Origin of the sequence: Paenibacillus sp. FSL R7-0128 (assembly GCF_038002245.1) — a bacterium.
Lineage (GTDB): Bacteria > Bacillota > Bacilli > Paenibacillales > Paenibacillaceae > Paenibacillus_AQ > Paenibacillus_AQ silagei.
On the sequence record NZ_JBBOCD010000001.1, the window covers coordinates 4,480,404 to 4,504,590 of the forward strand.

27 protein-coding genes and 1 tRNA gene are annotated in these 24,187 nt (G+C 53.0%); 4 read left to right on the forward strand and 24 right to left on the reverse strand.

From position 1 onward, the window contains the following. Position 1: 1 nt before the first annotated feature. From topA to NST26_RS18650, 5 genes are all read right to left on the reverse strand, one after another. Positions 2 to 2,098: a type I DNA topoisomerase gene (gene topA, locus NST26_RS18630; protein WP_036724648.1), complete on the reverse strand. Its 2,097-nt coding sequence runs from the start codon at positions 2,096 to 2,098 to the stop codon at positions 2 to 4. Positions 2,099 to 2,197: 99 nt separating this feature from the next. Next, positions 2,198 to 3,316 (reverse strand): DNA-processing protein DprA, encoded by a 1,119-nt coding sequence (gene dprA / locus NST26_RS18635; protein WP_340952130.1) that lies wholly within the window; start codon positions 3,314 to 3,316, stop codon positions 2,198 to 2,200. Between the two features lie 251 nt (positions 3,317 to 3,567). Further along, a complete protein-coding gene (sucD, locus tag NST26_RS18640; RefSeq protein ID WP_036692470.1) occupies positions 3,568 to 4,497 on the reverse strand; it encodes a succinate--CoA ligase subunit alpha in 930 nt (309 codons plus the stop codon). A 35-nt stretch (positions 4,498 to 4,532) separates the two neighbouring features. Then, on the reverse strand, positions 4,533 to 5,690 hold the full coding sequence (gene sucC, locus NST26_RS18645; protein ID WP_036724647.1) for an ADP-forming succinate--CoA ligase subunit beta: 1,158 nt from the start codon (positions 5,688 to 5,690) through the stop codon (positions 4,533 to 4,535). A 414-nt stretch (positions 5,691 to 6,104) separates the two neighbouring features. Continuing rightward, complete coding sequence (locus tag NST26_RS18650; RefSeq protein WP_036724645.1) at positions 6,105 to 6,575, reverse strand: MarR family winged helix-turn-helix transcriptional regulator; 471 nt, start codon at positions 6,573 to 6,575, stop codon at positions 6,105 to 6,107. Positions 6,576 to 6,723: 148 nt separating this feature from the next. Between NST26_RS18650 and NST26_RS18655 the strand changes: the two genes are divergently transcribed. Next, the gene (locus tag NST26_RS18655; RefSeq protein ID WP_209879063.1) at positions 6,724 to 7,152 is read left to right on the forward strand and encodes an organic hydroperoxide resistance protein; all 429 of its coding nucleotides are present in this window, start codon (positions 6,724 to 6,726) and stop codon (positions 7,150 to 7,152) included. A gap of 104 nt (positions 7,153 to 7,256) precedes the next feature. On the opposite strand, the gene NST26_RS18660 is transcribed toward NST26_RS18655, so the two are convergent. The 11 genes from NST26_RS18660 to NST26_RS18710 form a co-directional block, all read right to left on the reverse strand. Continuing rightward, a complete protein-coding gene (locus tag NST26_RS18660) occupies positions 7,257 to 8,948 on the reverse strand; it encodes a YifB family Mg chelatase-like AAA ATPase (protein ID WP_340979563.1) in 1,692 nt (563 codons plus the stop codon). 210 nt (positions 8,949 to 9,158) lie between these two features. After that, complete coding sequence (locus NST26_RS18665; protein ID WP_036724641.1) at positions 9,159 to 9,668, reverse strand: metallophosphoesterase; 510 nt, start codon at positions 9,666 to 9,668, stop codon at positions 9,159 to 9,161. Between the two features lie 34 nt (positions 9,669 to 9,702). Then, positions 9,703 to 9,984 (reverse strand): hypothetical protein, encoded by a 282-nt coding sequence (locus tag NST26_RS18670; protein ID WP_083677976.1) that lies wholly within the window; start codon positions 9,982 to 9,984, stop codon positions 9,703 to 9,705. 268 nt (positions 9,985 to 10,252) lie between these two features. Beyond that, positions 10,253 to 10,639, reverse strand: a complete 387-nt coding sequence (locus NST26_RS18675) for a YraN family protein (RefSeq protein WP_036724640.1) — start codon at positions 10,637 to 10,639, stop codon at positions 10,253 to 10,255. Then, positions 10,636 to 10,938 (reverse strand): EscU/YscU/HrcU family type III secretion system export apparatus switch protein, encoded by a 303-nt coding sequence (locus NST26_RS18680; RefSeq protein WP_036724639.1) that lies wholly within the window; start codon positions 10,936 to 10,938, stop codon positions 10,636 to 10,638. The genes NST26_RS18675 and NST26_RS18680 overlap by 4 nt, the downstream gene beginning before the upstream one ends. Beyond that, positions 10,935 to 13,154 carry a hypothetical protein gene (locus tag NST26_RS18685; protein WP_340979564.1) on the reverse strand — a complete coding sequence of 740 codons (2,220 nt, stop codon included), beginning with the start codon at positions 13,152 to 13,154 and terminating at the stop codon, positions 10,935 to 10,937. The genes NST26_RS18680 and NST26_RS18685 overlap by 4 nt, the downstream gene beginning before the upstream one ends. Before the next feature lie 167 nt (positions 13,155 to 13,321). After that, positions 13,322 to 13,939 carry a ribonuclease HII gene (locus tag NST26_RS18690; RefSeq protein ID WP_081751445.1) on the reverse strand — a complete coding sequence of 206 codons (618 nt, stop codon included), beginning with the start codon at positions 13,937 to 13,939 and terminating at the stop codon, positions 13,322 to 13,324. 366 nt (positions 13,940 to 14,305) lie between these two features. Then, positions 14,306 to 15,169, reverse strand: a complete 864-nt coding sequence (gene ylqF, locus NST26_RS18695; protein WP_036733575.1) for a ribosome biogenesis GTPase YlqF — start codon at positions 15,167 to 15,169, stop codon at positions 14,306 to 14,308. A gap of 38 nt (positions 15,170 to 15,207) precedes the next feature. After that, positions 15,208 to 15,828 (reverse strand): signal peptidase I, encoded by a 621-nt coding sequence (lepB, locus tag NST26_RS18700; protein WP_036733573.1) that lies wholly within the window; start codon positions 15,826 to 15,828, stop codon positions 15,208 to 15,210. Between the two features lie 256 nt (positions 15,829 to 16,084). Next, positions 16,085 to 16,429 (reverse strand): 50S ribosomal protein L19, encoded by a 345-nt coding sequence (gene rplS, locus NST26_RS18705; RefSeq protein WP_036701215.1) that lies wholly within the window; start codon positions 16,427 to 16,429, stop codon positions 16,085 to 16,087. Between the two features lie 146 nt (positions 16,430 to 16,575). Further along, the gene (locus NST26_RS18710) at positions 16,576 to 16,959 is read right to left on the reverse strand and encodes a hypothetical protein (protein ID WP_155991706.1); all 384 of its coding nucleotides are present in this window, start codon (positions 16,957 to 16,959) and stop codon (positions 16,576 to 16,578) included. A gap of 189 nt (positions 16,960 to 17,148) precedes the next feature. On the opposite strand from NST26_RS18710, the gene NST26_RS18715 reads away from it, so the two are divergent. Continuing rightward, a complete protein-coding gene (locus tag NST26_RS18715; protein ID WP_051478765.1) occupies positions 17,149 to 18,096 on the forward strand; it encodes a hypothetical protein in 948 nt (315 codons plus the stop codon). A 75-nt stretch (positions 18,097 to 18,171) separates the two neighbouring features. Here NST26_RS18715 and NST26_RS18720 read toward each other — a convergent pair whose 3' ends face one another. Beyond that, positions 18,172 to 18,429: a hypothetical protein gene (locus NST26_RS18720; RefSeq protein ID WP_036733567.1), complete on the reverse strand. Its 258-nt coding sequence runs from the start codon at positions 18,427 to 18,429 to the stop codon at positions 18,172 to 18,174. A gap of 228 nt (positions 18,430 to 18,657) precedes the next feature. On the opposite strand from NST26_RS18720, the gene NST26_RS18725 reads away from it, so the two are divergent. Next, the gene (locus NST26_RS18725; RefSeq protein WP_036733564.1) at positions 18,658 to 18,852 is read left to right on the forward strand and encodes a hypothetical protein; all 195 of its coding nucleotides are present in this window, start codon (positions 18,658 to 18,660) and stop codon (positions 18,850 to 18,852) included. Positions 18,853 to 18,952: 100 nt separating this feature from the next. On the opposite strand, the gene NST26_RS18730 is transcribed toward NST26_RS18725, so the two are convergent. Continuing rightward, a tRNA-Pro gene (locus tag NST26_RS18730) sits at positions 18,953 to 19,026 on the reverse strand. Positions 19,027 to 19,378: 352 nt separating this feature from the next. On the opposite strand from NST26_RS18730, the gene NST26_RS18735 reads away from it, so the two are divergent. Continuing rightward, on the forward strand, positions 19,379 to 19,756 hold the full coding sequence (locus NST26_RS18735) for a hypothetical protein (RefSeq protein WP_340979566.1): 378 nt from the start codon (positions 19,379 to 19,381) through the stop codon (positions 19,754 to 19,756). 58 nt (positions 19,757 to 19,814) lie between these two features. Here NST26_RS18735 and NST26_RS18740 read toward each other — a convergent pair whose 3' ends face one another. The 6 genes from NST26_RS18740 to NST26_RS18765 all read right to left on the reverse strand — a co-directional run bounded on the left by NST26_RS18740 (position 19,815) and on the right by NST26_RS18765 (position 24,179). Continuing rightward, on the reverse strand, positions 19,815 to 20,036 hold the full coding sequence (locus tag NST26_RS18740; RefSeq protein WP_340979567.1) for a hypothetical protein: 222 nt from the start codon (positions 20,034 to 20,036) through the stop codon (positions 19,815 to 19,817). Positions 20,037 to 20,041: 5 nt separating this feature from the next. Next, complete coding sequence (locus NST26_RS18745; RefSeq protein WP_340979568.1) at positions 20,042 to 20,836, reverse strand: M15 family metallopeptidase; 795 nt, start codon at positions 20,834 to 20,836, stop codon at positions 20,042 to 20,044. A gap of 1 nt (position 20,837) precedes the next feature. Next, on the reverse strand, positions 20,838 to 21,149 hold the full coding sequence (locus tag NST26_RS18750; RefSeq protein ID WP_340979569.1) for a hypothetical protein: 312 nt from the start codon (positions 21,147 to 21,149) through the stop codon (positions 20,838 to 20,840). Further along, positions 21,149 to 21,355, reverse strand: a complete 207-nt coding sequence (locus tag NST26_RS18755) for a hypothetical protein (protein WP_340979570.1) — start codon at positions 21,353 to 21,355, stop codon at positions 21,149 to 21,151. The genes NST26_RS18750 and NST26_RS18755 overlap by 1 nt, the downstream gene beginning before the upstream one ends. A gap of 71 nt (positions 21,356 to 21,426) precedes the next feature. Next, positions 21,427 to 21,957, reverse strand: a complete 531-nt coding sequence (locus NST26_RS18760; protein WP_340979571.1) for a hypothetical protein — start codon at positions 21,955 to 21,957, stop codon at positions 21,427 to 21,429. Between the two features lie 38 nt (positions 21,958 to 21,995). Then, a complete protein-coding gene (locus NST26_RS18765) occupies positions 21,996 to 24,179 on the reverse strand; it encodes a phage tail protein (RefSeq protein ID WP_340979572.1) in 2,184 nt (727 codons plus the stop codon). Between the last annotated feature and the right edge of the window lie 8 nt (positions 24,180 to 24,187).

Below are 24,187 nucleotides of genomic sequence, written 5' to 3' on the forward strand. Positions count from 1 at the left end.
ATTATTCTGCTAACTCATCGCTCTCGATTACAGCCTCTGTATGATCGCATGAGGTGCACTGCAGCTTGGTTCCCTGCTTGTTGCGCTTCTCGATCATCCAGGAGCCGCAAGCCGGACATGGCTTCACTGACGGCTTATCCCAGGAGACAAAGTCACAGCCCGGATATTGGTCGCAGCCGTAGAAGACACGCCCCTTCTTGCTGCGCCGCTCCACTACCTTGCCTTCATGGCATTTCGGACAGCTAACACCGATATCCTTAATGATCGGCTTGGTGTTGCGGCATTCCGGAAATCCGGAGCAGGCCAGGAATTTGCCGAACCGGCCCAGCTTATAGACCATCGGCTTGCCGCATTTCTCACACAGCTCATCGGAGACCTCATCTTCAATCTCGATTTCCTTCATTTCTTCTTCCGCATATAGGAGTCTTTTCTCAAAGGATTCATAGAACTCGGCCAGCACCTTCACCCAATCCTCCGCACCTTCCTCCACATGGTCAAGGTCCCCTTCCATATGGGCGGTGAATTCCACATTGAGAATTTCCGGGAAGAACTCTTCCATTTGCTCTATGATTAGCTCTCCAAGCTCAGTCGGCATGAACTTCTTCTCTTCAATCGCCACATACCCGCGCTTCTGGATCGTCTCCAGGGTCGGCGCATACGTACTTGGACGGCCTATGCCCAGTTCCTCAAGCGTCTTGACGAGACGGGCTTCTGTATATCTTGGCGGCGGCTGGGTGAAATGCTGCTTCGGCTCAATCTCTCGCTTCACCAGCTCATCGCCCGCCTTAAGCGGCGGCAGGAACTTCTCTTCGTCTGTTGTGCCGTCATCATTGCCTTCCACATACACCTTCATGAAGCCCGGGAACGAGACCTTAGACCCTACCGCTCTGAATATCGCTGTACCGGCTGTAATATCTACCGACAACGTATCCAGCAGCGCGGAAGACATCTGACTGGACACAAAACGCTCCCATACGAGCTTATACAGCCGGAATTGATCACGGCTCATGAATTCCTTGACCGTATCCGGCTCACGCAGCGCAGAGGTCGGACGGATCGCTTCATGCGCATCCTGGGCGCCCGCAGCCTTCTTGGAATATTGACGCGGCGTCTCGGGAATGAACTTCTCACCGTATTTGGATTGGATCAGCTCCTTGGCTTCATCCTGTGCGGTAGTGGATATACGCGTGGAATCTGTACGCATATAAGTGATTAACCCGACAGTGCCTTCCTTGCCCAGCTCCACTCCCTCATAGAGCTGCTGTGCAACAGACATCGTCTTGGAGGCGCGGAAGCCCAGCTTACGGGCAGCCTCCTGCTGCAGTGAGCTTGTCGTGAACGGAGCGGATGGATGCCGCTGTCTCTCCTTCTCTTTCACTTCTTTGACCTGGAAGGCCGCATTCTTAATCGCTTCCAGCACTTCCTGCACATCGCTCTCTTGACCCAGTTCCTTCTTCTCGCCGTTCAGCCGGTGGAACTTGGCTTCGAATTCAGAATCCCGAATCGCTAGCCGGGCAGTAATGCTCCAGTATTCTGTAGGAATGAATTCAGAAATTTCATTCTCCCGGTCCATCACAATCTTGACCGCTACCGATTGTACCCGTCCGGCGGAGAGGCCTTTTTTGACTTTCTTCCATAATAGTGGGCTAATCTTGTAACCGACAAGCCGGTCCAGAATCCGCCGCGCCTGCTGGGCGTTCACCAGATCCATATTAATTTTGCGCGGTGTCTTGAAGGCATCCTTTACCGCCTGCTTGGTAATTTCATTGAAGACCACGCGGCATTCCTGTGTGTTATCCAAATTCAGCGCGTTTGCCAAATGCCAGGCAATAGCTTCCCCTTCGCGGTCCGGGTCAGCTGCGAGATAGACTTTTTTCACTTTTTTGCTGGCATCCTTAAGTTCCTTCAAGATAGAGCCCTTGCCGCGGATCGTTATATATTTGGGATTAAACTGATTCTCCACATCCACACCGATCTGGCTTTTTGGCAAATCTATGATATGCCCCATTGATGCCTTAACAATATATTTGCTGCCCAGATATTTACCAATCGTTTTCGCTTTTGATGGTGATTCTACAATAACCAACGCATCTGCCATAGGTTTTCCTCCCAAAAGTTCGTAAGCAGATCACCTCCTGAACCAGTCCTAGGAACCGGCTGCACCAGGAAGTCTATGCTTACCACAGTTACTTCTATATTAAATTACCTTATAAATTGCACCCGGTAATTGTGTTACCGCTTTTTTTATGATTAAAGATAACAGAACTGAATGCAAATGTCCAAAATCCCACCTCGTTGACGCCAGCAGCTCATCGAGTGTAAACGGGCCTTGATGCAGTATATGGTAAAGGTGCAGCTCCTCACTTGTCAATTTCTTTTCCATCAGATCGGCTGGACTCTCCCGCTCTACTGCGCCTGCTGAAGCTGATGCAGCCCCCTTGGAAGGCAGGCTGGAGACGTATTCTTCCACAATATCTGAGGCACAGGTTACCAGCTTCGCGCCTTGCTTAATCAGCTCCAGTGCCCCTCTGCTCTTGGGAGAGGTCAGCGGCCCCGGCACGGCAAACACATCCCGGCCTGCTTCAAGCGCAGCATCGGCGGTGATCAGGGACCCGCTGCGGCTGTCTGCCTCCACCACCAGTGTTCCCAGCGACAAGCCAGCGATAATCCGGTTGCGCTGCGGGAATAATCCGGGATGACTCGGAGTTCCGATAGGATATTCGCTAAGAACCAGCCCTTCCCGCGAAATCTGCCGCTCCAGCTCACGGTTATCCGGAGGATAGACCTTGTCCAAGCCGGTTGCCACCACCGCAATGGTCCCTCCTGCTCCGCCTAATGCCGCTTCATGACAGACACTGTCAATCCCCCTCGCCAGGCCGCTTACAACCGTGAGACCGGCTGCACTTAGCTGTCCCGCCAGCATCTCCCCCACCCTGCGCCCATAAGCTGTAGGCACCCGGGTCCCCACCATAGCAACAGAGGGACGGGAAGCCAAATCCAGACGGCCACGATAATACAATACCCAAGGCGGCTGAGGGGTTTCCCTCAGTTGTACTGGGTAGTGATCATCCAGAATAGTGACCATCGCTACACCGCTTTCTTCCATTAAAGAGCGGCGCTTCAGCACCCATGCTTCATTGAAGTCTGCCGCCAGCCGGGCGGATATTACACCGCTGATTCCAGCCCGTTCCCACTCCTCGGCAGAGCAGGAGAAGACAGCATTCGTCAAAAGACCTGCCCGGCGGATCTTGTCGATACTTTTCCAGCCAATCCCTTCCATCTCATGCAGACCGAACAACAGCTCCCGAATTTCCATATGTATTCTCTCCCCGTGCGGAAGGGCCAGCCTTCCTTATTGTCTTAAATCGAATTGACTTAAACCAAAAAAAGCAACCTTTCATCCGCGTCATCCGGGATAAAAGGTTGCTTACCTTCAACATTCATTATACCTGCTTCGGCAGGAAAAGCTGTGACCAAACAACCCCACAAAGTGGAGATTTAGCTTCGATGATAACTCAGGTACTTTGCGGGGACCCCAAAACATTTCGAACTAGCGTAAGAAGCGCTCTAGTGGGTGGTGAAGGCATTGAGTATGCCGCGTTCCTCAAGCACACTGACGAGGGTAGAGCCCATTTCAGCAGGCGTTGGCGCTACCTTAATGCCGCAGGACTCCAGTACAGCGATCTTCTCGCTCGCCGTCCCTTTACCGCCTGAAATGATTGCCCCGGCGTGACCCATCCGTTTGCCCGGAGGTGCCGTAACCCCGCCGATGAAGCCCACTACAGGCTTGGTCATGTTCTCTTTGATCCACAGTGCAGCTTCTTCCTCTGCCGTCCCGCCGATCTCACCGATCATAATGACAGCCTTGGTACCCGGATCTTCATTGAAAAGCTTCAGGATGTCGATGAACTCCGAGCCCTTCACCGGGTCGCCCCCGATGCCCACCGCTGAGGATTGGCCGATTCCGCGCTCCGTCAGCTGATGCACAGCCTCATAGGTCAAGGTCCCGCTCCGGGAGACTACACCGACATATCCCGGCTTATGAATATAACCCGGCATAATGCCGATTTTGCATTCTCCAGGCGTGATGACACCCGGACAGTTGGGACCGATCAGCACTGTGGAGCGGCCCTCCATGTATCTGGACACTTTGACCATATCCAGCACCGGAATCCCTTCTGTGATACAAATGACCAGGTCCATCTCCGCATCCACCGCTTCCATAATAGAATCTGCGGCAAAAGCAGGCGGAACGTAAATGACACTTGCAGTTGCACCAGTAGCTGCTTTGGCGGCAACAACCGTGTCGAAGACAGGGAGACTCTTCTCGGTACCGTTGTCCAGGGTAATCTGAACCGTAGTGCCCCCCTTGCCCGGTGTTACACCGCCAACCATCTGAGTACCGTAGTCCAGCGCGCCTTTTGTATGAAATAAACCCGTAGCACCGGTAATTCCCTGGGTAATGACTTTCGTATTTTTATCTACAAGAATGCTCATGCGATAGGTCACATCCTCACTTTTATTGTCGAATATTACACAAGAGCAACGATTTTGCGGGCACCGTCCGCCATGGAATCAGCAGCAACGATATTCAGTCCGGAGCCGGCAAGAATCTCCTTGCCCAGTGCCACATTCGTGCCCTCAAGACGTACGACCAGCGGCTTGGTTAAGCCAAGCTGTCTTGCCGCTTCGACTACACCGGTAGCGATGACATCACAACGCATAATGCCGCCAAAAATATTAACAAAGATACCGTTCACCTTGTCATCGGACAGGATGATTTTGAAAGCTTCCGTTACCTTCTCAGTGGTCGCACCGCCCCCTACATCGAGGAAGTTGGCCGGTTCGCCGCCATAATATTTAATGATATCCATAGTCGCCATCGCCAGGCCCGCCCCGTTCACCATACAGCCGATGTTGCCGTCAAGTGCGATGTAGCTAAGGTCGAATTTGGACGCTTCGATTTCTTTGGCATCCTCTTCGTCCAGATCACGCAGCTCCAGGATATCCTTGTGGCGGAACAAACTGTTGGAATCGAAGTTAAGCTTGGCATCAAGCGCCATCACATTACCGTCTGCAGTAACGACCAGCGGGTTGATCTCTGCAATTGAGCAATCTTTATCCACAAAAGCCAGATATAGCGCTTGCATGAACTTGACCGCTTTGTTCACCAATTCGGGAGGAATGGCAATGCTGTAAGCCAGTTTACGCGCCTGGAAGGTCTGAAGCCCAACCGCCGGATCAACGATTTCCTTGAAAATCTTCTCGGGATGTGTAGCTGCCACCTCTTCAATCTCCGTACCGCCCTCCTCGGATGCCATCATGACGACCCGTCCGGAAGCGCGGTCCACAACCAGACCGATATAATATTCTTTGACAATCTGACAGCCCTCTTCAATCAGCAGCCGCTTTACTACCTTGCCTTCGGGTCCCGTCTGATGGGTCACCAGTGTCTTGCCGAGGATCTCGGACGCATACGCGCGAACCTCATCACTGTTCTTCGCCACCTTGACGCCGCCGGCTTTGCCGCGTCCGCCAGCATGAATCTGCGCTTTGACTACAACCACAGGTGTACCCAGCGCTGCGGCAGCTTCTACGGCTTCGTCCACTGTATAAGCAACTTTTCCGTTCGGTACGGCTACGCCATACTTCTTAAGTACTTCTTTTCCCTGATACTCGTGGATATTCATTCCGGAAGCCTCCTAAAGTGTTGCGGTGACCTGTGCAGGCAGCCTGCGGTCATTCCGCATTCCGTTTTGATTGTCCAAAGCCGGGGCCAGACCGGTTGTTAACCGGCAATATCCCGGTACAAGCAGAGCGCCGGCACCTGAAGCATACGCTGCAACCGGTACAGTTCTCTGCAAGTAGCATATAGAACCTATCACAATAGTGATATCTATAATTACCTATATGCCAGAATGTGAAACCCAGAATATTGTAACATGTTTTATAAGCGCTTTCCTTAAAAACTTTCACTATTTATACATACATTTTCGCTCGGTTTCATGCCGGAATGCGAACGATTGCATTGACATTCATGCGTAAAACGGCTTTACCGCCCTTATTCAGGACGGTGAAACCTATACTCTTATATGGGAGTGAGACTACGATTTCGAATTGCTAACGTTAGCTTCATGCACCCGGTTCAGGAGATTTTTGAACTGCCCCAGCAAATCTATGAACTCTACCGGAGAGAGCATCGTGCCTTCTGCCATTTTGCCGGGAATGCCCATAGCATCCTGCCGCAGCGCCAAGCCTTGGGGTGTTAATGAAATCAGCACCTTCCGCTCATCCTGCAAAGAACGTTCACGCAAAATTAGTCCTGCAGCCTGCAGCCGCTTAAGCAGCGGAGTCAGCGTGCCTGAATCGAGGAACAAAGCTTCACCCAGCTCCTTGACTGTACATTGCTGTCTCTCCCACAGGACCAGCATAACCAGATACTGCGAATACGTTAATCCGATCTTATCCAGATGAGGCTGGTATAGCTTCGTAAATTCACGCGAACAGGCATAAATCGTAAAGCAGAGCTGGTTCTCCAGCATAAGCTCAGGGGTTGTAGTGGATTCTTTTTGCATTTCTTCTTCACCTGCCTTTGTGACATTAGTTTATCACAATTCATCCATAATATCATGTTAATAGCGGAAAATAGATTGACTTTTATTTTAATTGTGTTAAATTAAGTTGTGTACAATACAATTTGAAAACGAACGGGAGCGATTTAATATGATGACCATCCAACAGAAAATGTACGAAACAACAGTAAAAGCCGTAGGCGGCAGACAGGGTTCTATCGAATCCGACAGCCCTAAGTTGAATCTTGCGATCAGCACACCACGCGAAATGGGCGGCGCCGGCGGTGAAGGCACGAACCCTGAGCAGCTGTTCGCAGCCGGATATTCCGCTTGCTTCGACAGCGCTCTGAATATGGTTGCACGTATGGGTAAGGTAAAGATCGAAGGCTCTGAAGTAACGGCTACTGTCAGCTTCGGCAAAGTGGAAGACGGCGGCTTCGGCATTGCCGTGAAGATGGATGTTCTGGTTAAGGGTGTTGACCGTGAGACCGCTGAACGGCTGGTAGAAGAAGCTCATGGCGCATGTCCTTACTCCCGCGCTACCCGTGGTAACATCGAAGTAGAATTGAACGTGCTGTAAGAATAGCTTCACAAGTGGAAACGGCATTGCCGTCCTTTTAAAGGACGATACCGTTTCAGCATGCCCTCCCCTGCCCGGCGGCCCCGGACGGGGGTTTTGGCGTGTCAGGCTTCCTCCTCCACCATGACCTGCCTGTCCAGATTGCGGTATTGGACCGCTTCGGCCAGATGCGCAGCGCCAATCTCCTCCGCCGCTTCCAGATCGGCAATCGTGCGGGCCAGCTTAATAATCCGGTCATGCGCCCGCATGCTGAGCCCGAGACTCTCGAGAATACTGTCCAGCAGCATCTCCTCTTCCGGCCGCAGCGTAGCATAACGGCGAAGCGCCGCCCCGGACAGCTCGCTGTTCCAGGAGATCGGCAGGATGCTATACCGCTCCGCCTGAATCGCCTGAGCCCGCAGAACCTGAGAGCGCATCTGTGCCGTCGAGACCGGAGGTACACTCCTGTCGCCTTCTCTTGGATGCGGCACATCAACCTGCATATCCATCCGGTCCAGCAGCGGGCCCGAGATTTTGCGCCGGTACTGGGCGATTTTGGCCGGACTGCAGCTGCACCGCTGATGCGTGTTGCCACTACCAAGAAATCCGCACATGCAGGGATTCATGGAGCAAGCGAGCAAGAACTGGGCAGGGAAAGTGAAGGATGCCCGCGCCCGGCTAATGGTGACAACCCCATCCTCCAGCGGCTGGCGGAGCACTTCAAGCACAGTCCGGGAGAACTCGGGCAGCTCGTCCAGGAAGAGAATACCGCGGTGTGCGAGACTAACCTCACCCGGCTTCGGAATCCCGCCCCCGCCGATCAATCCGGCTGCCGAGATGGTATGATGCGGTGAACGAAACGGGCGGTCACGCAGCAACCCGCTCCCTCCGTCCCTAAGCTTCCCGGCAGCACTGAATATCTTCATCACCTCAAGCGATTCTTGATCGTTAAGATCGGGAAGAATTCCGGGTAACCGCTTAATCAGCATAGTCTTCCCCGTACCTGGAGGGCCGATCAGAATAATATTGTGCATTCCCGCTGCCGCAATCGTAAGGGCACGCTTCACATGATTCTGGCCGATAACATCGCTGTAATCTTCATTCATTGGCTGCTTCACCGCAAGCAGGGATGGAATATTCTCCGCTGGCTCAGAATGGTATCTCAAATGGTCCAGGGACAGCGCCAGAACGGGCGGACGCTTCCTGGAGGTCGCATCAGCGCTTACAGATACCGATACCGGAAACGGTAAATCAGCCTGCGGCAGATCAGGCCCGGCCACTTCGGATTGTTCCACCAGATTCGGCGGAGGAAGCTGACCAGGCTGAGGCAGCTCCCGCAAATGCCCGGCAGTGTACACCTTCATTCCTGCGATCAACGCAGCTTCAGCCGCATTGCCGGGCGGTACCAGAACAGCATGAATCCCGGCTTGCCGCGCAGCCTGGGCCATGGATAATACCCCATTTACCGGCCGCAGACTTCCGTCGAGCGCAAGCTCACCAATCAGCAGCATCTGCCCGGCTTCCGGCATAACAAGCTGGCCGCTGGTCGTCAGTATCCCCAGGGCAATCGCCAGATCAAACGCCGAGCCCTCCTTGCGCAGGTCCGCCGGGGCCAGATTAATCGTCACCCGCTGTTGGGGATAGCTGTAACCGCAATTCTTGACGGCGGACCGTACTCGCTCCACCGCTTCCCTGACTGCCGAATCCGGCAGGCCGATAATATGGGTCTGCGGCAAGCCGTTAGCCAGATCCACCTCCACTCCGATCATTACACCTTCAATGCCATACAGGCATGCGCTATGCATTTTTCCGTACACAAATAAGCACCTCTTCTCCAGAAATACACCCGCAACGGGCGTTCGTTTCCAGGAAAAAAGGTGCTTCCTCTTTTTCCGTAAGCTCAATTACACTCAGTATAACTAAAACCCTACACAACATGCAAGGTTATTGCGCATATAGCGCTGCACAAAAATCAACTTTTAATCGTCTTGCATAAATATGCAACTATGACCAAAGAATCATTTTATTCAGCCTTCTTCGCTGGCTACCACCGAATCCCTTATCTGTTCAAAGGACAGCGGGGTGTAATTCCAATGCTCCACACAAATATTAAAGTGATGATTGCCCTCATATTTCTGTCCATGAATATGACCGTGCACATTCACGTAAGGCATATGCTTGTTCATATACATCGGTTCATGCGAGAGCAGAAAAAACTCCTTGTATATCAGCGGATACTCACTGACCTCATCAAATCCGGCTTCCAGCCACCAGCCCCGTCCGCGTCCACGGTCATGATTGCCAAGAATCAGTATTTTGTACCCGTTCAGGGCAGACACAATGCTACGGGTATCCTCTTGATTCCTGAAAGAAAAGTCACCCAGATGAAAAATCGTGTCCTCCTCTCTTACGACTGCATTCCAGTTCGCTACCATCACCTTGTCCATCTCTTCCACACTGGCAAAAGGCCGCGATTCAAAATCAATGATCAGCTTGTGGCCAAAATGATGATCTGAGGTAAAAAATACGTTGGACAAGATCGCTCCCCGCTTTCGCTAAGTGCTGGATTGCTTATTCATTCCACTTCCGTTTGGCTCCGCGCCGGTTCACATCCATTTGTATTAATTCCGCCACCGGCGGAGCTTCCTCGTGTTCGATCAGCCATTTGCGCATTTCCTTAATGGCCTCCACTTGCCCGTTACCCTTGTCACGCCAGGTCAGCAGCTCAATCACATTGATGACCAGTGACAAGAGGCTGCTATTGCTGTCTTGGGTTTTCTCAGCACGCATCTTGTGGAATAACGCTTCATTCTCCCAGTCAATCAATATCTCTTCCGCTATTGCAGGCCGCATAACGGTAAATGTCTTATTACAATTACTGCAGCATACAACGGATAAGGGCTCTGCGCCAAGTTCCGCTACTATATTATGCTCACAATTTTGGCAAGTAAAGCTTACCTGTATATTCATTGATTGATTCCTCATTCCGGCAGCCCTCCTCATGGTGGCATTAAAAGTTACACTAATGTTTACCCACTTCTTTTGAGAAATGACCCATGAAGTCCGGCATCTGTCAAGGATAATTGTTAAATTTTACACGGTTTTTGCAAAACAGAGACAGCTAAAAGACTTCCCGGAGATGCCGCAGGGAGGCGATGCTTAAATCCGGCTGAAGCTGTACAGCAATCACATCGAAAGCAATTGCAGCCGGCTGCAGTCCCTGCATGTGCAGGTAGACCCGGGCTGTCTCTCTCACCTGACGGATTTTGCGTGCATCGACCGATTCCTCCGCAGTGCCCTGCACGGCTGAGCCGCTCCGGCTGCGCACCTCAATGAAGACCAGAGCGCCTTCATACTCCGCGATAATATCCAGCTCTCCGCTACGGCAGCGCCAGTTATAATCCCGGATGAGGTAGCCCCGCGAAGTCAGATACATTCGGGCCGCCTGCTCGGCAGCAGCGCCTTTCTCCTGACGGGTGTAGGTTCTGCCGTCTCCGTTATGGCTCACTTCTGTCTCCGTTCACCAGCTGTCCGGTCACTCTGGTATACATAGCTGAGAATCTCAGCCACCAGCTGATAGAGCTGAGGCGGAATCTGCTGGTCCAGATCGAGCTTCGACAGCACTTCTACCAGCGCCGCATCCTCCTGCACCGCTACTCCGTTTTCCTTTGCCTTTTGCAGGATGATGTCCGCTACCGAGCCTTGCCCCTTAGCGACAACCACTGGCGCATCGCTCTGGCCCGGAATATATTTGAGCGCCACTGCCTTCTTGAGATTCTGCGGAACCTTCTGCTCAGACTCACTCATATGCGGTAATCTACTCCTTTGTACTCCTGCGGAGCATAATCGGACGGCTTCACCGCAGCAGCGGCCACGCTCCGTTCCGGCAATGCTTCCGTACGCAGGCTGGACAATTGATAGCCTATGCCTTCGACCGCTGCCTTCATCTCCTCGCGGCGGCCCTCCAGCAGCTCCAGTACCCAAGGTTCATCGTTATGCAGCTTCAGGCTGACGATGCGGTCGACCACCTGCACATCGACCATCGTCTGGCCGAGCTGCTTCATGTCCAGATCGAACCACAAGCGGCAATTCGCCGCGTCGAGCTCCCCTTTGCTGCCGCGCCGCGACTGGATCTGGACAGAGGCCGTCTCCCGGCCATCCGGACCGTGCAACGGCAGGAACATCGTCACCTGCGCGAACGGCGCGGTGCGGTCTGTATTCAGCAGCAGCTGCTGGCCTGTAAGCTGCTGCACCAGCTGGCCCGCGGCTTCCTTCACCGCGGGCGGGGCCTCGCTGCTGCCCAGTACCTGCAGCAGCACGCCCTTGAGCGTACCGGCGGCATCTTCTGCGCCGCCGGACGCTGCCTGCGCGGTGTGCGCCCCGCCGCCGCGCAGGATCTGCTGCTCGTGCTCCGCACCGAGCAGCTTCAAGATCCGCCCCACCCAGGGGTCTGTCCCCTGGGTGGCGGCGGGTTCCCCCTGCGGCGGCGCAGCCGCAGGGGCTGCACTGCCGCCCGCCGCGCCGGAGGCGGGCGGCGCTTCGGCGAGCTGCGGCAGAGTGCCGCGCAGCTCGGAGAGCACGCCCTGCAGCTTCGCGAGCAGGGCCGGCCCCGCAGCGCTCTGCGCCTGCGCGGCAACGCCCGCGCCCTCACGCACTCCAGCTGCAATTCCCGCACCTTCGCGCGCTCCTGCCGCGTTCCCTGCGCTTTCTCGCACTCCAGCTGCGATTCCCGCACTCTCACGTGCTCCTGCCGCGTTCCCTGCGCTTTCTCGCACTCCAGCTGCGTTCCCCGCCACTTCACGCGTTCCTGCCGTGTTCCCTGCGCCCTCACGCACTCCAGCTGCGATTCCCGCACTCTCACGTGCTCCTGCCGCATTCCCTGCGCTTTCTCGCACTCCAGCTGCGTTCCCCGCTCCTTCTCGCGCTCCAGCAGCGATTCCTGCACCCTCACGCGCTCCCGCTACGGCACCAGCACCTTCACGCATTCCAGCCGCGTTCCCCGCTCCTTCTCGCGTTCCCGCTACGGCACCAGGACCTTCACGCATTCCAGCCACGTTCCCTGCTCCTTCACGCATTCCAGCCACGTTCCCTGCTCCTTCACGCATTCCAGCCACGTTCCCTGCTCCTTCACGCATTCCAACCGCATTCCCTGCGCCTTCACCACGCGCACCCGCAGTGTTCCCGCTTCCTGCCGGCTCCGCATCTCCCGCTGGTACTAATGCAGCTTGTCCATTAGCACCCCCAGCCTGAGAAGTGCCCGCATTACCGGTCTGTCCTGTCTGAGCATTCGCCCCGGCAGCTCCTCCCGGAAGAGCACCGGCTGCTGGGGTATTGCCAGCTAGACCGGTATTCACTCCGCCTGTCAGCAGCCCTCCCGCAGGTCTGCTATTCCCCGTAGCTTGACCTGATCCGTCGCCGTCAGCACCTTGCTGCACCCAGACGTTCAGCGCAGTCTCCAGCTTCGCCAGCAGATCATGCAGCTTCGGTCCGAATACAGCCTGCTGCAGCCCCTTCACCGTCTCAGCCGTTACAGGCAAACCACGCTTCACTGAGATTACAGCCGCCTCCAGCCACTCTGAGGCAGGGACACCGGGAGGTTTGGCATTCATGACTGCGTCCAGCTTCGCTGCAGTCTCCTTGGTGAAGGCCAGCCCTCCGGCCTGCATCGCTTGAACAATCTCCCGTCCCGCCTTGGAATTGGCAAGTCCAAGCGACTCCAGCGCCTCGCCCATACTCTGCGGCGAGACCATAGCCGCCTCCCCCAGAGAGACCGGCTTAAGCACCGGCAAGCCGCCTTCTCCTGGTGCTCCCACCTGCAGGTTAAGCGTCTGACCGGGTGCCAGCGGTGTTTCCAGTTCAGCCCGTACCGGCGTTCCCTGAATCTGCACCACAGCTTCTTTTCCGGAATCGGATACGCTTAGCACAACGCCGCGAACAACCTGACCTTCCTTAAGCTCTACAGATTTGGCCTCCCCCGCCTTGCTGTCGCCAAGCAAACCGCGAACCAGTGATCCGATGTTCATGTTGTCCGCCTCCCTTCTTTCTATTTATATCGGTATTTCGCCTTCATTTGTGATTATCGGGATGATACGCCAAGTGGAAACTGCTATGCCATCCTTTTAGAGGACGGCGCCGTTTCAGCGAGAAATAGAAGGATAATGTAGACGTGAAACCATACATTCTTATATTTTTAGAATAAAGACAACTGTTCCTGCTCGGCAAGAATATTACCGATGAAGCTGCGCCGGTGCATCGGAGTTACACCCAGTGCCTTGATCTGTTCACGGTGCAGCTTGGTAGCATATCCTTTATGTACTTTGATCCCGTAATCCGGGTATAATTCCTCCCACAAGCCCTCACAGAGCCGGTCACGTGTCACCTTGGCTACAATGGAGGCGGCAGCAATCGACTGGCTGTTGGCATCCCCTTTAATGATGGCACGCTGCGGCAAGGGCAGGTCCACCTTCTCCGCATCAATCAGCATATAGTCCGGCTGCTGGCTTAATCCCTCTACCGCCAGGCGCATCGCCAGACGCGAAGCCTGCTTAATATTAATTTCATCGATCACCGCCGCCTCCACATGCCCTAAGCTTACCGCCAGCGCCTGCTCCATAATGGTCTCATACAGAGCATCCCGCTTTTTGGCCGTCAGCTTCTTGGAGTCATCCACACCCTCAATAATCAGCCCAGCCGGCAAAATTACCGCTGCGGCCACCACATCTCCGAACAAACAGCCCCGCCCCACTTCATCCACACCTGCGATGTGACGGAAGGATTGTTCCCAGCCTTCTTTTTCATACCCAAGCATATCGATCTCACTCACTGTCTCTCCACCTGCCCATTAAAATTAAAGTAAGCCACATCTATGATCTTCCTACGAATATATGACAGAATTCGAATCCCATAAGAACTTCGAACTTGCACTCATTTCCATCCAATCCCAGTCTCAGAATCTTAAAATTCTGCACTGAATACAACAATCCCTTCATTAATACTGCGCAAATCCAAAAAAGTTGTATGAATAACAGCATTTCTCTTCCCTCAAGCTGACTAAACGAGGACATTCCTGCATTTCATACAACACATCTGCTACGCTGCCCTATTCCCCGTCTACACGCAAAAAAAGAGCCACCCCACATTCACGGATGGCTCTTCCATTCCACATTCCATTCTACTATTCAGGTGTCTCCAGCGTGAAACGTCCAAGCTTCCCTGCACGAAGCTCATGCAGTAGCGCGCGTGAAGCCTTCTCCAGATCTACTCGGCCACCGCTCATCAGACAACCGCGCTTACGCCCGACTGCTTCCATAACAGCCACGATTTCGTCCGGGTTCTCTAAGTCCTCCGGCAGCTTACTGATATCGAAGCGTTCCTGGAACCGGCTTCCGTAATCCTTCACCAGATACTTCACCGCATAATAAGCGATATCCTCAATATTCAGGATCTCTTCCTTAATGGCCCCGGTTACTGCCAGCTTATAGCCTACCGTCTGGTCCTCGAATTTCGGCCAGAGAATCCCTGGCGTATCCAGCAGTTCCAGACTGCCGCCGGTCTTAATCCATTGCTGGCCCTTGGTAACCCCAGGACGGTCACCGGTAATCGCAATATTTTTTCCAGCCATCCGGTTAATGAGAGTCGATTTGCCTACGTTGGGAATGCCCACAATCAGTGCCCGCATCGCACGCGGATTCATGCCCTTGGCAATTTGCCGGTCGATCTTGTCCTTCAGCAGCAGCTTCACCTGCTCCGGAATTTCTTTAATCCCGGTGCCAGTAGAAGCATCTACCGGATAGGCAACATGACCCTGCGCCTTGAAGTAAGCCAGCCACTTGCGTGTAGCTTCCGGATCGGCCAGATCCGCTTTGTTCAGAATAATCAGCCTTGGCTTGTCCCGCAAAATATCGTCAATCATCGGATTGCGGCTCGAGATCGGCAGACGGGAATCAAGCAGTTCTATTGCAACATCAATTAGCTTCAGCTTATCCTCGATTTGCCGTCTAGCCCTCGTCATATGACCAGGAAACCATTGAATGGCCAATGCCGTCACCTCCTTTGACTTCTGTCAGCTTAAAATAATTAATGATTTATCAATGAGATATTCTTCACCGGCCAGAAAATAAGGTCTGCACGGCCGACAATATCCCCCAGCGGCACATAACCGATCATCCGGCTGTCCGTACTGTCAGAGCGGTTATCCCCCATTACGAACACATGGCCTTCCGGCACCTTGTTGTCCGTAAACTGCTCATTCGGGAAGTTCTTATTGTTGTACAAGATGTTGTTATTATGTGCATCATCAATCGCGCTCTGGATATACGTCTCGTTCACAGGCTCTCCGTTAACTGTAACGACATCCCCTTCAACTGTGACTGTATCGCCTGCCACACCAATGACACGTTTAATGAAATCCCGGCCCTCAGAGGGCACATGGAACACAATGACTTCCCCGCGCTCCGGCTTGCGGATATCGTAGAGAATTTCATTAACAATCACACGTTCTCCGGTATGGAAGTTAGGCTTCATGGAAGGGCCGTCTACGATAAACGGTTTGAACAAAAGCCAGCGTATTAGAATAACCAGAACCAATGCAATCGCTATCGCTTTAATCCATTCCAGGACTTCATTCTTTGGCTTCCGGGGGCTCTGGCCGTTAGAATCAATCACTTCGCCTTGCCCTTGCTGCAAATCCTGCTGCATAGTTCACCGTCCTCTCCATCAGTTGTTATCTCCACTATACAATACAAAAAAGCTCCTGCCAAAAACTCCCCCGCGATTACTCCTTCAGGAGGCCTTTTCGGAGAAGCTGTTCCTAAGGCACATATGTCTAAAAACCCCACAAAGTGATGCTTTAACTTCGTGCTTACTCAGGTACTTTGCGGGGATCCAAAATTCTTTAATCACAAGAAATAAACGAAAGGGGCTTGAATTCAAGCCCCTTTCCTTTGTCACTATTCTAGCGACGAATTTCTTTAATTCTTGCAGCTTTACCGCGCAGGTCACGAAGATAATACAGCTTCGCACGACGCACTTTACCACGGCGAGCCACTTCGATTTTCTCGAGTTTAGGGGAGTTGACTGGGAATGTTCTTTCCACACCAACACCATAAGAGATTTTACGAACCGTAAAAGTCTCACCGATACCGCCGCCGCGACGTTTGATTACAACGCCTTCGAACAGCTGGATACGCTCACGAGTTCCTTCGATAACTTTTACATGCACCTTCAAAGTGTCACCCGGGCGAAAACTCGGGATATCTTTACGAAGTTGCTCTTGTGTAATTGCTTGTAGGATATTCATTAAGGACTTCCTCCTTCCGTACAGGTGTTCTTGCCTCTTCCGGAGAGCCATTGCTCTCCCTCATTATCCGCAGAGGACCACCGTATTCCACACAACAGAAGTAATTTTATCATAAAAGACAGGCTCATGCAACATATATTTATTATTTAAAGCGGCAGCATATCCCGTTTCTTCGCCTTCACCTTGCAGTCCTTGCAGAGTCCGACCACACTTCCGTCATCCTGGGCATAAAAAATCAGCTTGCCGTTCTTCTTCTTACAGGAGGAGCACTGCTGATCCGCAGCATTCTGCTTGGCCCTACGGTGCCCTTCCATAGAAATCACATTACTGGCCTTCCCTTGCTTCGGCGCTTCAGACTGTTCTTGGCTTATCCGGCTGCGGTACACGGTATAGACAACTGCACCCACCAACACAACGATCAGGAATGCTGCATACTGCATTTGGCTCATCCGCCCCTCTGACTTGTTCAGTCCAAATAGTAAACAGACCGTCTCCCGGGTCTGCTTCCGTGCCGGCCCTCCAGCTGTCACATTTCATTCTTCCGGTCCTTCATCTAACGACAGTGTACCATAATGCCTCTCTAAAATGTAGTAGCTAAGCTTACTGGACTATAGTCCAGTAGAACAACCCGCCGCCAGGCTGTTATCCAGTGTTTTCCCATAATATATAATACTGAGTATACATAAGCAAATAATCATGCCTTTAGGAGGGCCTATATAATGAAGAAACATCACAGTACAGCAATTATTGCAGCCATGGCCGTGTTTTCTATTGCACTTACCGGCTGCCGGGAGCTTCCCGGCAAGGAAGCGGCAGATAACCAAATGGAGCAGACGATCTCCGGCAGCTTCAAGCAGGAGGCGGCAGAAGCCGTGAAGCAGAGTCTCAGCGATGCCAGTGCTGCTGTCGGTGACGCCATCCAGAACACAGCAGGTATGATTAAAGAGCAAATGAACACCAATGGAATCAGCCGGGAGTTCTCCACCTCCCTGCCTATTGCTTCGGCTTCCGTTCTTAAGCTGGATAATGCAGTGGGGGAAGTCGCAGTAGTGCCCGCTTCAGGTGACGAGATTACTGTCCAGGCCACCGTCATTGTCCATGAGCAGACTGGCCACAAGCTGGTATCCGGTGTGCTGGATCATACTGAAATTTCTATTGAACATAAAGGAGACGCTCTAATCGTCTCTGCTCATGGTGAAGGCAATTCGAAGAGGGATCTCTGGGAATGGGCGCAGCATGAGTATGGGGATTCCAACTTCAGCATTAATTATGTAATCGGGATTCCAGAGACCGTTGACCGGTTTGAGATTGATAATAATGTAGGCACCGTCCAGCTCCGCGGGCTTGAGGGAACTTTTGAGATTAACAGCAATGTCGGCAGCATCATCCTTCAAGACACCATATTCACAGGCAAGTCCAGTGTGGAGTCAAATACGGGAAGTATTGAGCTTGGGGTATCCGGCATGACAAAGGGCAGCAGTCTCAAGGCCAAGAGCGATATTGGAAGAATCTCCGCCGATCTGTCAGCATCAACCGCATGTACGGTCAAAGCCCGCAGTGAGCTCGGCCACATCTCCGGCGCCGACAACGGTACACCCAAGGATTATAACGGCGGCGGTCCGCTGGTATCGTTAACCACGCAGATCGGAGCCATATCTGTTAATTAGATCATCCTATAGTGACGCAAAAAGTGGGCCTTCCTGACTTCCAGGAGCCCACTTTTTGTGTTGTTCAGGCTATCGTCAGATTAACGCAATTGCCAGAAGCGTGAACAGGCTTAAGGTAAGGATCTGGCTGCCGTAGCCATAGTATCCGCCATAGTAGTTCCCTGCACCGCCCGGGTAGAAGGCCGAAGTTTGCATTCTGCCATTGCCTTTTGTTTTCAGATACACATTATTCCGGTCCACATCCACAATAATTCCTTCATGGCGTTTGCCGTCAGTAGTCATAATGCGTACACGCTTATTCTTGCAATGAAGACAATTATAATAAGCTTCCATCTGCTGTTTCCTCCTTAATCGTGGTTCTGTATCTTATGAGGGGAGGGATAAGCCGGTAACGGCTATCGTCACGCAGCAATTGTCTATATGTAAAATAGTTGTGAATTGAAGAACTTGTGAACATTGTGTATCAATTTTGTGTAAAAAGGGGTAATATTAAAGTAACAAAATCAATGAACCGCTTACGGTTGTGAACAATCTTCTACAATCCATAAGGAGGCAGGAATCATGAGTACAGCAGGCAGACGTTTTATTAATGAAGGAGTACTGCGGATCGCCTGGTTTATCATCTTCGCTTCGCTCACCTACACGGTGCGCAATTATACTTGGGCCATTGTATTGCTCATGGTTGTTGGCTTGTATTCACTGGTCACGGGAGTCATCATGCTTACCCGCCGGGATGGTGACAGGGGCAGGTTCTAGCTTAACAGCACATGAATCTTATCATCTAAATAAAAACACTTCCTACAGAGCGTGATGCGCTGACGGAAGTGTTTTTTGTTTTTAGCGAAAACCGGAATAATCGGAGTAACAGGATTTGAACCTGCGACCTCACCCACCCCAAGGGTGCGCGCTACCAGGCTGCGCTATACCCCGACATTGCAAACGTATAAACCGCGCTGTAAAGCCGTTTTGTCAACGTTGGTCCATACGATCGTCCCAGCGTTTTCCAGTTACGTATCAATTATAGCGTATAGCCGCGCGTCCATGCAATACTAAAGCGCGCACCCCTGTCATGCGCCCGGCTTAACGCTAAAAGCGCAGTCTTTGCGGAGTATTACCCACGATAGCTACGTGTGCTTCTACGAAGTCGCTGTGTTAACATAAACCCCATTGTCTAAATTTACCTTACGTGATAATATGAGGAACGGACGCGCCTTGCCCGTATTCTTACATAATAGTAATTGGTAATATCAAGGCCGATCTATATAAATAGGGGGTTGTGCTGGTGTCAAAATTCCTACGCTTTATAGGGTTCGCAACAATTGTTTGCGCATTTATTTTAGGAATCGTATACGGCGTCAAAAAAGACCCTATACTTGAAGCGCTAGACATGGACGAAGGTACTTTTAGGTGGGTTATAGCATTAACCTGGTGGATTAGCGGTGTCATATCAGGGACGTTATTTATTGCTTTTAGCATGATGCTGGACTATCTCGAAGAGAATAACTCCTTTTTGCGCGAGCTATACAACACGACACTCCCCAAAGAAACACCTCAGTCCGGCTCATACGCTAGTTATGCAGCAGAGGTCAACCGTAGTATTAGAGGATCTAAATCCTCAGCCAGTAAATTAGAGGGTTACAAATTTAAGGCAAACGATTAACACGCAAAAAAGGGCGCAGCCATTACGGAAACACTCCGTAGCGACTGCGCCCTATGCGTTACTCTTTCATCTTCTCTCCGCTATCCCTACCCGCCCCGTCCGCAATCCCCTCCGCCAGCATATAAGCTACACACGCACCGACCGCGCCAATGACGCCGGTTACCTGCAGAGTTACGCTATCCCCTGCGCCTCCCGCCGTAAGTAATGACGTAGCAAGCGCGGCCAGTAGCGCCCAAAACTTACGCGAGGATAACTTCCGGATAATATCGTCTTTCTTCATTATAATTACGCCCCCTTTTTCGTAAACAAACCCGCCCGATCCAGCAGCGTAACCATACGGTAAAAGTCGTAGCTGCCGTCCGCTGTCGTGTCGATAAAGCCGGCCGCCTTTGCGTTAACACACGCCGGCATAGCCCACGTCGGAATCGCGGCCATCTTCGCCATGCCTTCGAGCGCGGTTACCTTCTTCGCCTGTTCCGCGATTAACGCTGCCTGCGCCTGTACCGTTTCCTGCAGCGCCTTAAATTCCGCCTTTTCCGTTGCTGTCATTTCGTCGGCCTCCTCGTATAGTCCCTTTAATTTCGCCATTACAACGTCTGTCTGCGCCTGTGTCGGCCGTTTACCCGCGCGGTACTGAGCCGTCGTGATTCCGAACGTCATCTCCAGATGCGGAAGGTCCACGAACGTCTTCCAATCGCCGCCCCACGTAAAGCCCAGCGCCTTCGCGATCGCGACCACTTCGTTCCAATCCGCCTTACCGTTTCGATTACCGTCGAGCTTCGTATCCCACGAAACGGACCGGCCATCGTTCGTTAACAGCGCGAAATCAATCGCTACGCCGAAGTTGTGATTCGAGTAGCCGCCGCGCGCATTTGTGACAATCTGACCCGGTTTCGACCGGCCCTGCGCATATAGCGCGTCTTGCTCCGCAATCGTACGCAATCCCTGTACGATGATGATCGGAATGCCTGCCGCATATGACCGTTCAATGAGCGCCTCGGCCGCCGCCTTCACACACGGAAGAAGCCCAGCGATTTTAATCGCGGACTTGCTCCGTACCTGTTCGATTGTCAACGTCATATTACGCCGCATCCTTTCCGTGTACTATCGTTTTAATGTCGCGGACATCCAGCGCCAGGCTTTCGTATTGGCCGGCGAGCGCTTCGAATCGGTCCGTCAGCCCCTCCGCCAAACGCATAAGCCGGTCCTCTCGCGCAACCGCTTCGCTGTGCATCCGTTCGCGCTCCGTTTTTGCCTCGCTGCTTATCCGTTCCTCGCGCGCTTTTGCTTCGTCGGATATTCGGTTCATCTGCTTCCATAGCGCATAGGCCACAACCGCAGCGGCCAGCGCAAATATGCCGTTTTTGGCGACTTCCGCCCATAGCGTCTCCATCAAGCGGCCACCTCCTCTTCTTCCGCGTGTAATTGCGCTTCATAATCCGCGAGCGCCCGGCCGATTTCGATGTCCAGCGCTTGAAGTACGGACAAGCGAGCTTCGGCGGTTGGGAGTACGGATAGGACTGCGCTAATTGTGGCGGAAAGTTCCTGAGCGGGATTGGCGGTATCTATCGTACATTCGAGTAGTGCGCGTGCTTTCATATAACGTCTCCTCTACGTAAAAAGAGCCCCGGCGCGGTTAGGCGCAGAGACTCTCGTGGTATGTTCGTATGTTATTCGCTGAGCTTCGTAATTTTGGCGTCAATGGCGGTAAGCTGCGTTTGGAGCCCGGTGACTTGCGTGCCGATCTCCGCCAGGCGCGCGCGGTAGCTTTCGACGTTCTGTGCGTGCTCCTTGCCGAGATTACCGTTGTTCGCGAGTTCCTTCGCCAAACGTTCGCTCGTCGGAATGTCGCGCTCGGTTAGCGTCTTAGCTTCGTTCTCAAGCGCGGTGATCTTGCGGACAACGTCGGCGCGTTCGTTTATGAGTTGCGCTGCGACGTTAAGTGATGTGTCTGCGGCTGCTTCCATTTTGATCTTCTTCCCTTCTACGGTCAGTTTCGCGCCGGTCGCATCGGCTACCGCTCTAACTGGCGCATAGGCGGACCCGTTAACCACAATAGCATCCGCCACCTTTGCACCGTTACTCTCTATTGAAAAAATCCCCTGTACTTTCTGGCCGATGAGACTTACAGAGTTTGCAAAAACTGAACCACCTGCGAACAGGAGTACACCAACGACAACGCCGGATATAAACTTCTTCATAGATTAGCCTCCATAATGGTATTTTCCTTATAGTACCATTACGCAGCCGATGTCGTAAATGTTCCACCGCCACTTGTCGCATTGGCTGGGTTACCGTGGTTATGATTCGGTACGCTGACTGTATGCGTATGCCCCATGTTGGCCTTATTCGCGAGCGCGGACCACAAGGCGTTCAGCTCGTCTTGAAGTGATCTGCTGCCGTAATACACTTGGCCCCAATTCGGCATATTCAAGCGGCCGCCGGAGCTAATCGAGATGTCTACGTCAGTAGACGCAAGCGTCAGGTTACCGTCTCCCGCGATGATTAGTCCGCTGAGACTATTGTAGAGCACGGATTGTCTGCCGCTTCCGTTGTTGAATATAATCTTACTCACGCCGCCATCATACGCCGGTATCTCAATCCCGCTGCCCGGACTTGCATACACGCCGAACGCCACGCTCGCCGGATCAATGACCACGCGCGGGTAAACGGTAGCCGACGTCTGTATCTTCGTACCGGTAATCGTGCCGCCCGTTATGCTCGTGCCGGTTATCGCCGATGCGCTGATAAATCCGCTAAAGTCTCCGCTAGTCGCCCGCATGTTACCCGCAGCGTCAACGGTGAATACGCCATTACCAACGTTAATCGACGAGCCGACGATTGCCCCGTTCGTAAAACTGGACGAAAATATATTCGCGCTATTCGCAGTCAACCGGTTGAGCACGACGTTGCCGTCCATATCCAGACGGAAGGGCGCGCTACCGAAATCCGAGTGACCAGCGCTAATCCCCTGCGTATTGATTTTGACAACGCTGTTACCGCTGCCTATCAGCATTGACACGAATTGACCGAGCTGCCCGTTAACCAATTCCGCCGCAATCCCGCCGGCCGTAATCGCGGTACGAGCCGTTGCGCCTCCGTCCGTGGTTACGTAGATGCCGGCCGCAGACATGACGACTTGACGCGCTGCGTTCGCCTTGTCCTGCAGGACGATTCCGCGCGTATCGTATTTAACCTCCGTCTTGCTCGCGTTAATCTCGTTGACCGCCAAGCGCGCGAATTCCTCAAACGCTTCCGCCCGTATTCGGCCGCCGCTAAATACGTTCTCGATCGCGCGCCGTCCGCTCTCCAAGTCCGCTATAATCTGCGTATAATCCCGCCGCATAACGTTCGCGACTGTGAGCGCCGTGTGCTTATCAGGCGCATACGGATACTCCGTCATCTCCGTAATACGCGCGGTAATGGACGTCAGGCCAAGCGCTGGGTCAACGAGCGTAACGGTGTCGCCGAGGCCCGGCCGCGCTTCCTGCGTGTCGAGCTTGAACAGGTCCGCAGCCGATACGGTCACCTCTAGCGCCGGCACATCGCGCTCGGCTAACCGTTTACGCGCGGCTTCTACGAGTTTGAGCGGATCGGTAACGTCCTGCTCCGTTAGCAGATCGTCATAATACGGGACGCTATCGGAGCCCCAGGCGTCGGCATACGGAGATACGAGGTAATTCACACGGATGGCTCCGCCGGTAATTGCGTTCGGGTCGGCGGCCAATAACCGCGCCTGTTCGTCCGCCGTAAGTATCGACGCGGGTTGACCGATCCATGTGCGCGAGTCTTTCATCTCCGCGTAAAGCCGCGTACAAAGTGATGCCGCGTTATCCGTAAAAGAGGCGCTAATTAAATTGCGAGTCAGCGCGATTCTGTAATCTGACGCGGGGTTACCGACCCTTTTGCGCAGGTGTAGCGTAAAGTTGTCCGGCTCGACCTCCGCTCCATAGAGCGTCAGGATCACGTTAAGCGCTTCGAGGCAATTACCGCCGCCGAACGCCTTGATATCCGCCAGGTCAAACGTATCGTCGACGGAAATCGAAAAGCGCCCACCGGTTGCCGCCGAGATGAGCGCTGTTAATTGCGTGATATGAATACCGTACGCCTCTTTAATGAAGGAAGCGTACGGGAACTTGTAATCCGCGAGTTTGAACATAACGTGGCTGCACGATATCTGTGCGGTTAACTTACGGTCTTCGCGGTTACGCTGGCGTGAGTTGATTACATAATACTGACCGCGCTCATCCATTACGTGGCCCTTGAGCGGTAGTTTATCCGTAAAGTCAGCGCTAGACATCGGGACGTTAAAGGTCAGCGTATAATCCGCGTTGATCCGCCGTATCCGCGTAATATCGTAGGCGTCACGTAGGATGCCGATGCGCTTACGGAAGCGATCGTACGACTGTAAATAGCTTGACATTAAGCGCG

Bases quoted from the DNA above. Each gene is read 5' to 3' on its own strand.
- topA (WP_036724648.1), bottom strand. From the start codon at position 2,098: ATGGCAGATGCGTTGGTTATTGTAGAATCACCATCAAAAGCGAAAACG.
- dprA (WP_340952130.1), bottom strand. From the start codon at position 3,316: ATGGAAATTCGGGAGCTGTTGTTCGGTCTGCATGAGATGGAAGGGATT.
- sucD (WP_036692470.1), bottom strand. From the start codon at position 4,497: ATGAGCATTCTTGTAGATAAAAATACGAAAGTCATTACCCAGGGAATT.
- sucC (WP_036724647.1), bottom strand. From the start codon at position 5,690: ATGAATATCCACGAGTATCAGGGAAAAGAAGTACTTAAGAAGTATGGC.
- NST26_RS18650 (WP_036724645.1), bottom strand. From the start codon at position 6,575: ATGCAAAAAGAATCCACTACAACCCCTGAGCTTATGCTGGAGAACCAG.
- NST26_RS18655 (WP_209879063.1), top strand. From the start codon at position 6,724: ATGATGACCATCCAACAGAAAATGTACGAAACAACAGTAAAAGCCGTA.
- NST26_RS18670 (WP_083677976.1), bottom strand. From the start codon at position 9,984: ATGCGGCCTGCAATAGCGGAAGAGATATTGATTGACTGGGAGAATGAA.
- NST26_RS18680 (WP_036724639.1), bottom strand. From the start codon at position 10,938: ATGAGTGAGTCTGAGCAGAAGGTTCCGCAGAATCTCAAGAAGGCAGTG.
- NST26_RS18685 (WP_340979564.1), bottom strand. From the start codon at position 13,154: ATGAACATCGGATCACTGGTTCGCGGTTTGCTTGGCGACAGCAAGGCG.
- NST26_RS18690 (WP_081751445.1), bottom strand. From the start codon at position 13,939: ATGCTTGGGTATGAAAAAGAAGGCTGGGAACAATCCTTCCGTCACATC.
- lepB (WP_036733573.1), bottom strand. From the start codon at position 15,828: ATGCAGCAGGATTTGCAGCAAGGGCAAGGCGAAGTGATTGATTCTAAC.
- rplS (WP_036701215.1), bottom strand. From the start codon at position 16,429: ATGAATATCCTACAAGCAATTACACAAGAGCAACTTCGTAAAGATATC.
- NST26_RS18715 (WP_051478765.1), top strand. From the start codon at position 17,149: ATGAAGAAACATCACAGTACAGCAATTATTGCAGCCATGGCCGTGTTT.
- NST26_RS18720 (WP_036733567.1), bottom strand. From the start codon at position 18,429: ATGGAAGCTTATTATAATTGTCTTCATTGCAAGAATAAGCGTGTACGC.
- NST26_RS18725 (WP_036733564.1), top strand. From the start codon at position 18,658: ATGAGTACAGCAGGCAGACGTTTTATTAATGAAGGAGTACTGCGGATC.
- NST26_RS18740 (WP_340979567.1), bottom strand. From the start codon at position 20,036: ATGAAGAAAGACGATATTATCCGGAAGTTATCCTCGCGTAAGTTTTGG.
- NST26_RS18745 (WP_340979568.1), bottom strand. From the start codon at position 20,836: ATGACGTTGACAATCGAACAGGTACGGAGCAAGTCCGCGATTAAAATC.
- NST26_RS18750 (WP_340979569.1), bottom strand. From the start codon at position 21,149: ATGGAGACGCTATGGGCGGAAGTCGCCAAAAACGGCATATTTGCGCTG.
- NST26_RS18755 (WP_340979570.1), bottom strand. From the start codon at position 21,355: ATGAAAGCACGCGCACTACTCGAATGTACGATAGATACCGCCAATCCC.
- NST26_RS18760 (WP_340979571.1), bottom strand. From the start codon at position 21,957: ATGAAGAAGTTTATATCCGGCGTTGTCGTTGGTGTACTCCTGTTCGCA.
- NST26_RS18765 (WP_340979572.1), bottom strand. From the start codon at position 24,179: ATGTCAAGCTATTTACAGTCGTACGATCGCTTCCGTAAGCGCATCGGC.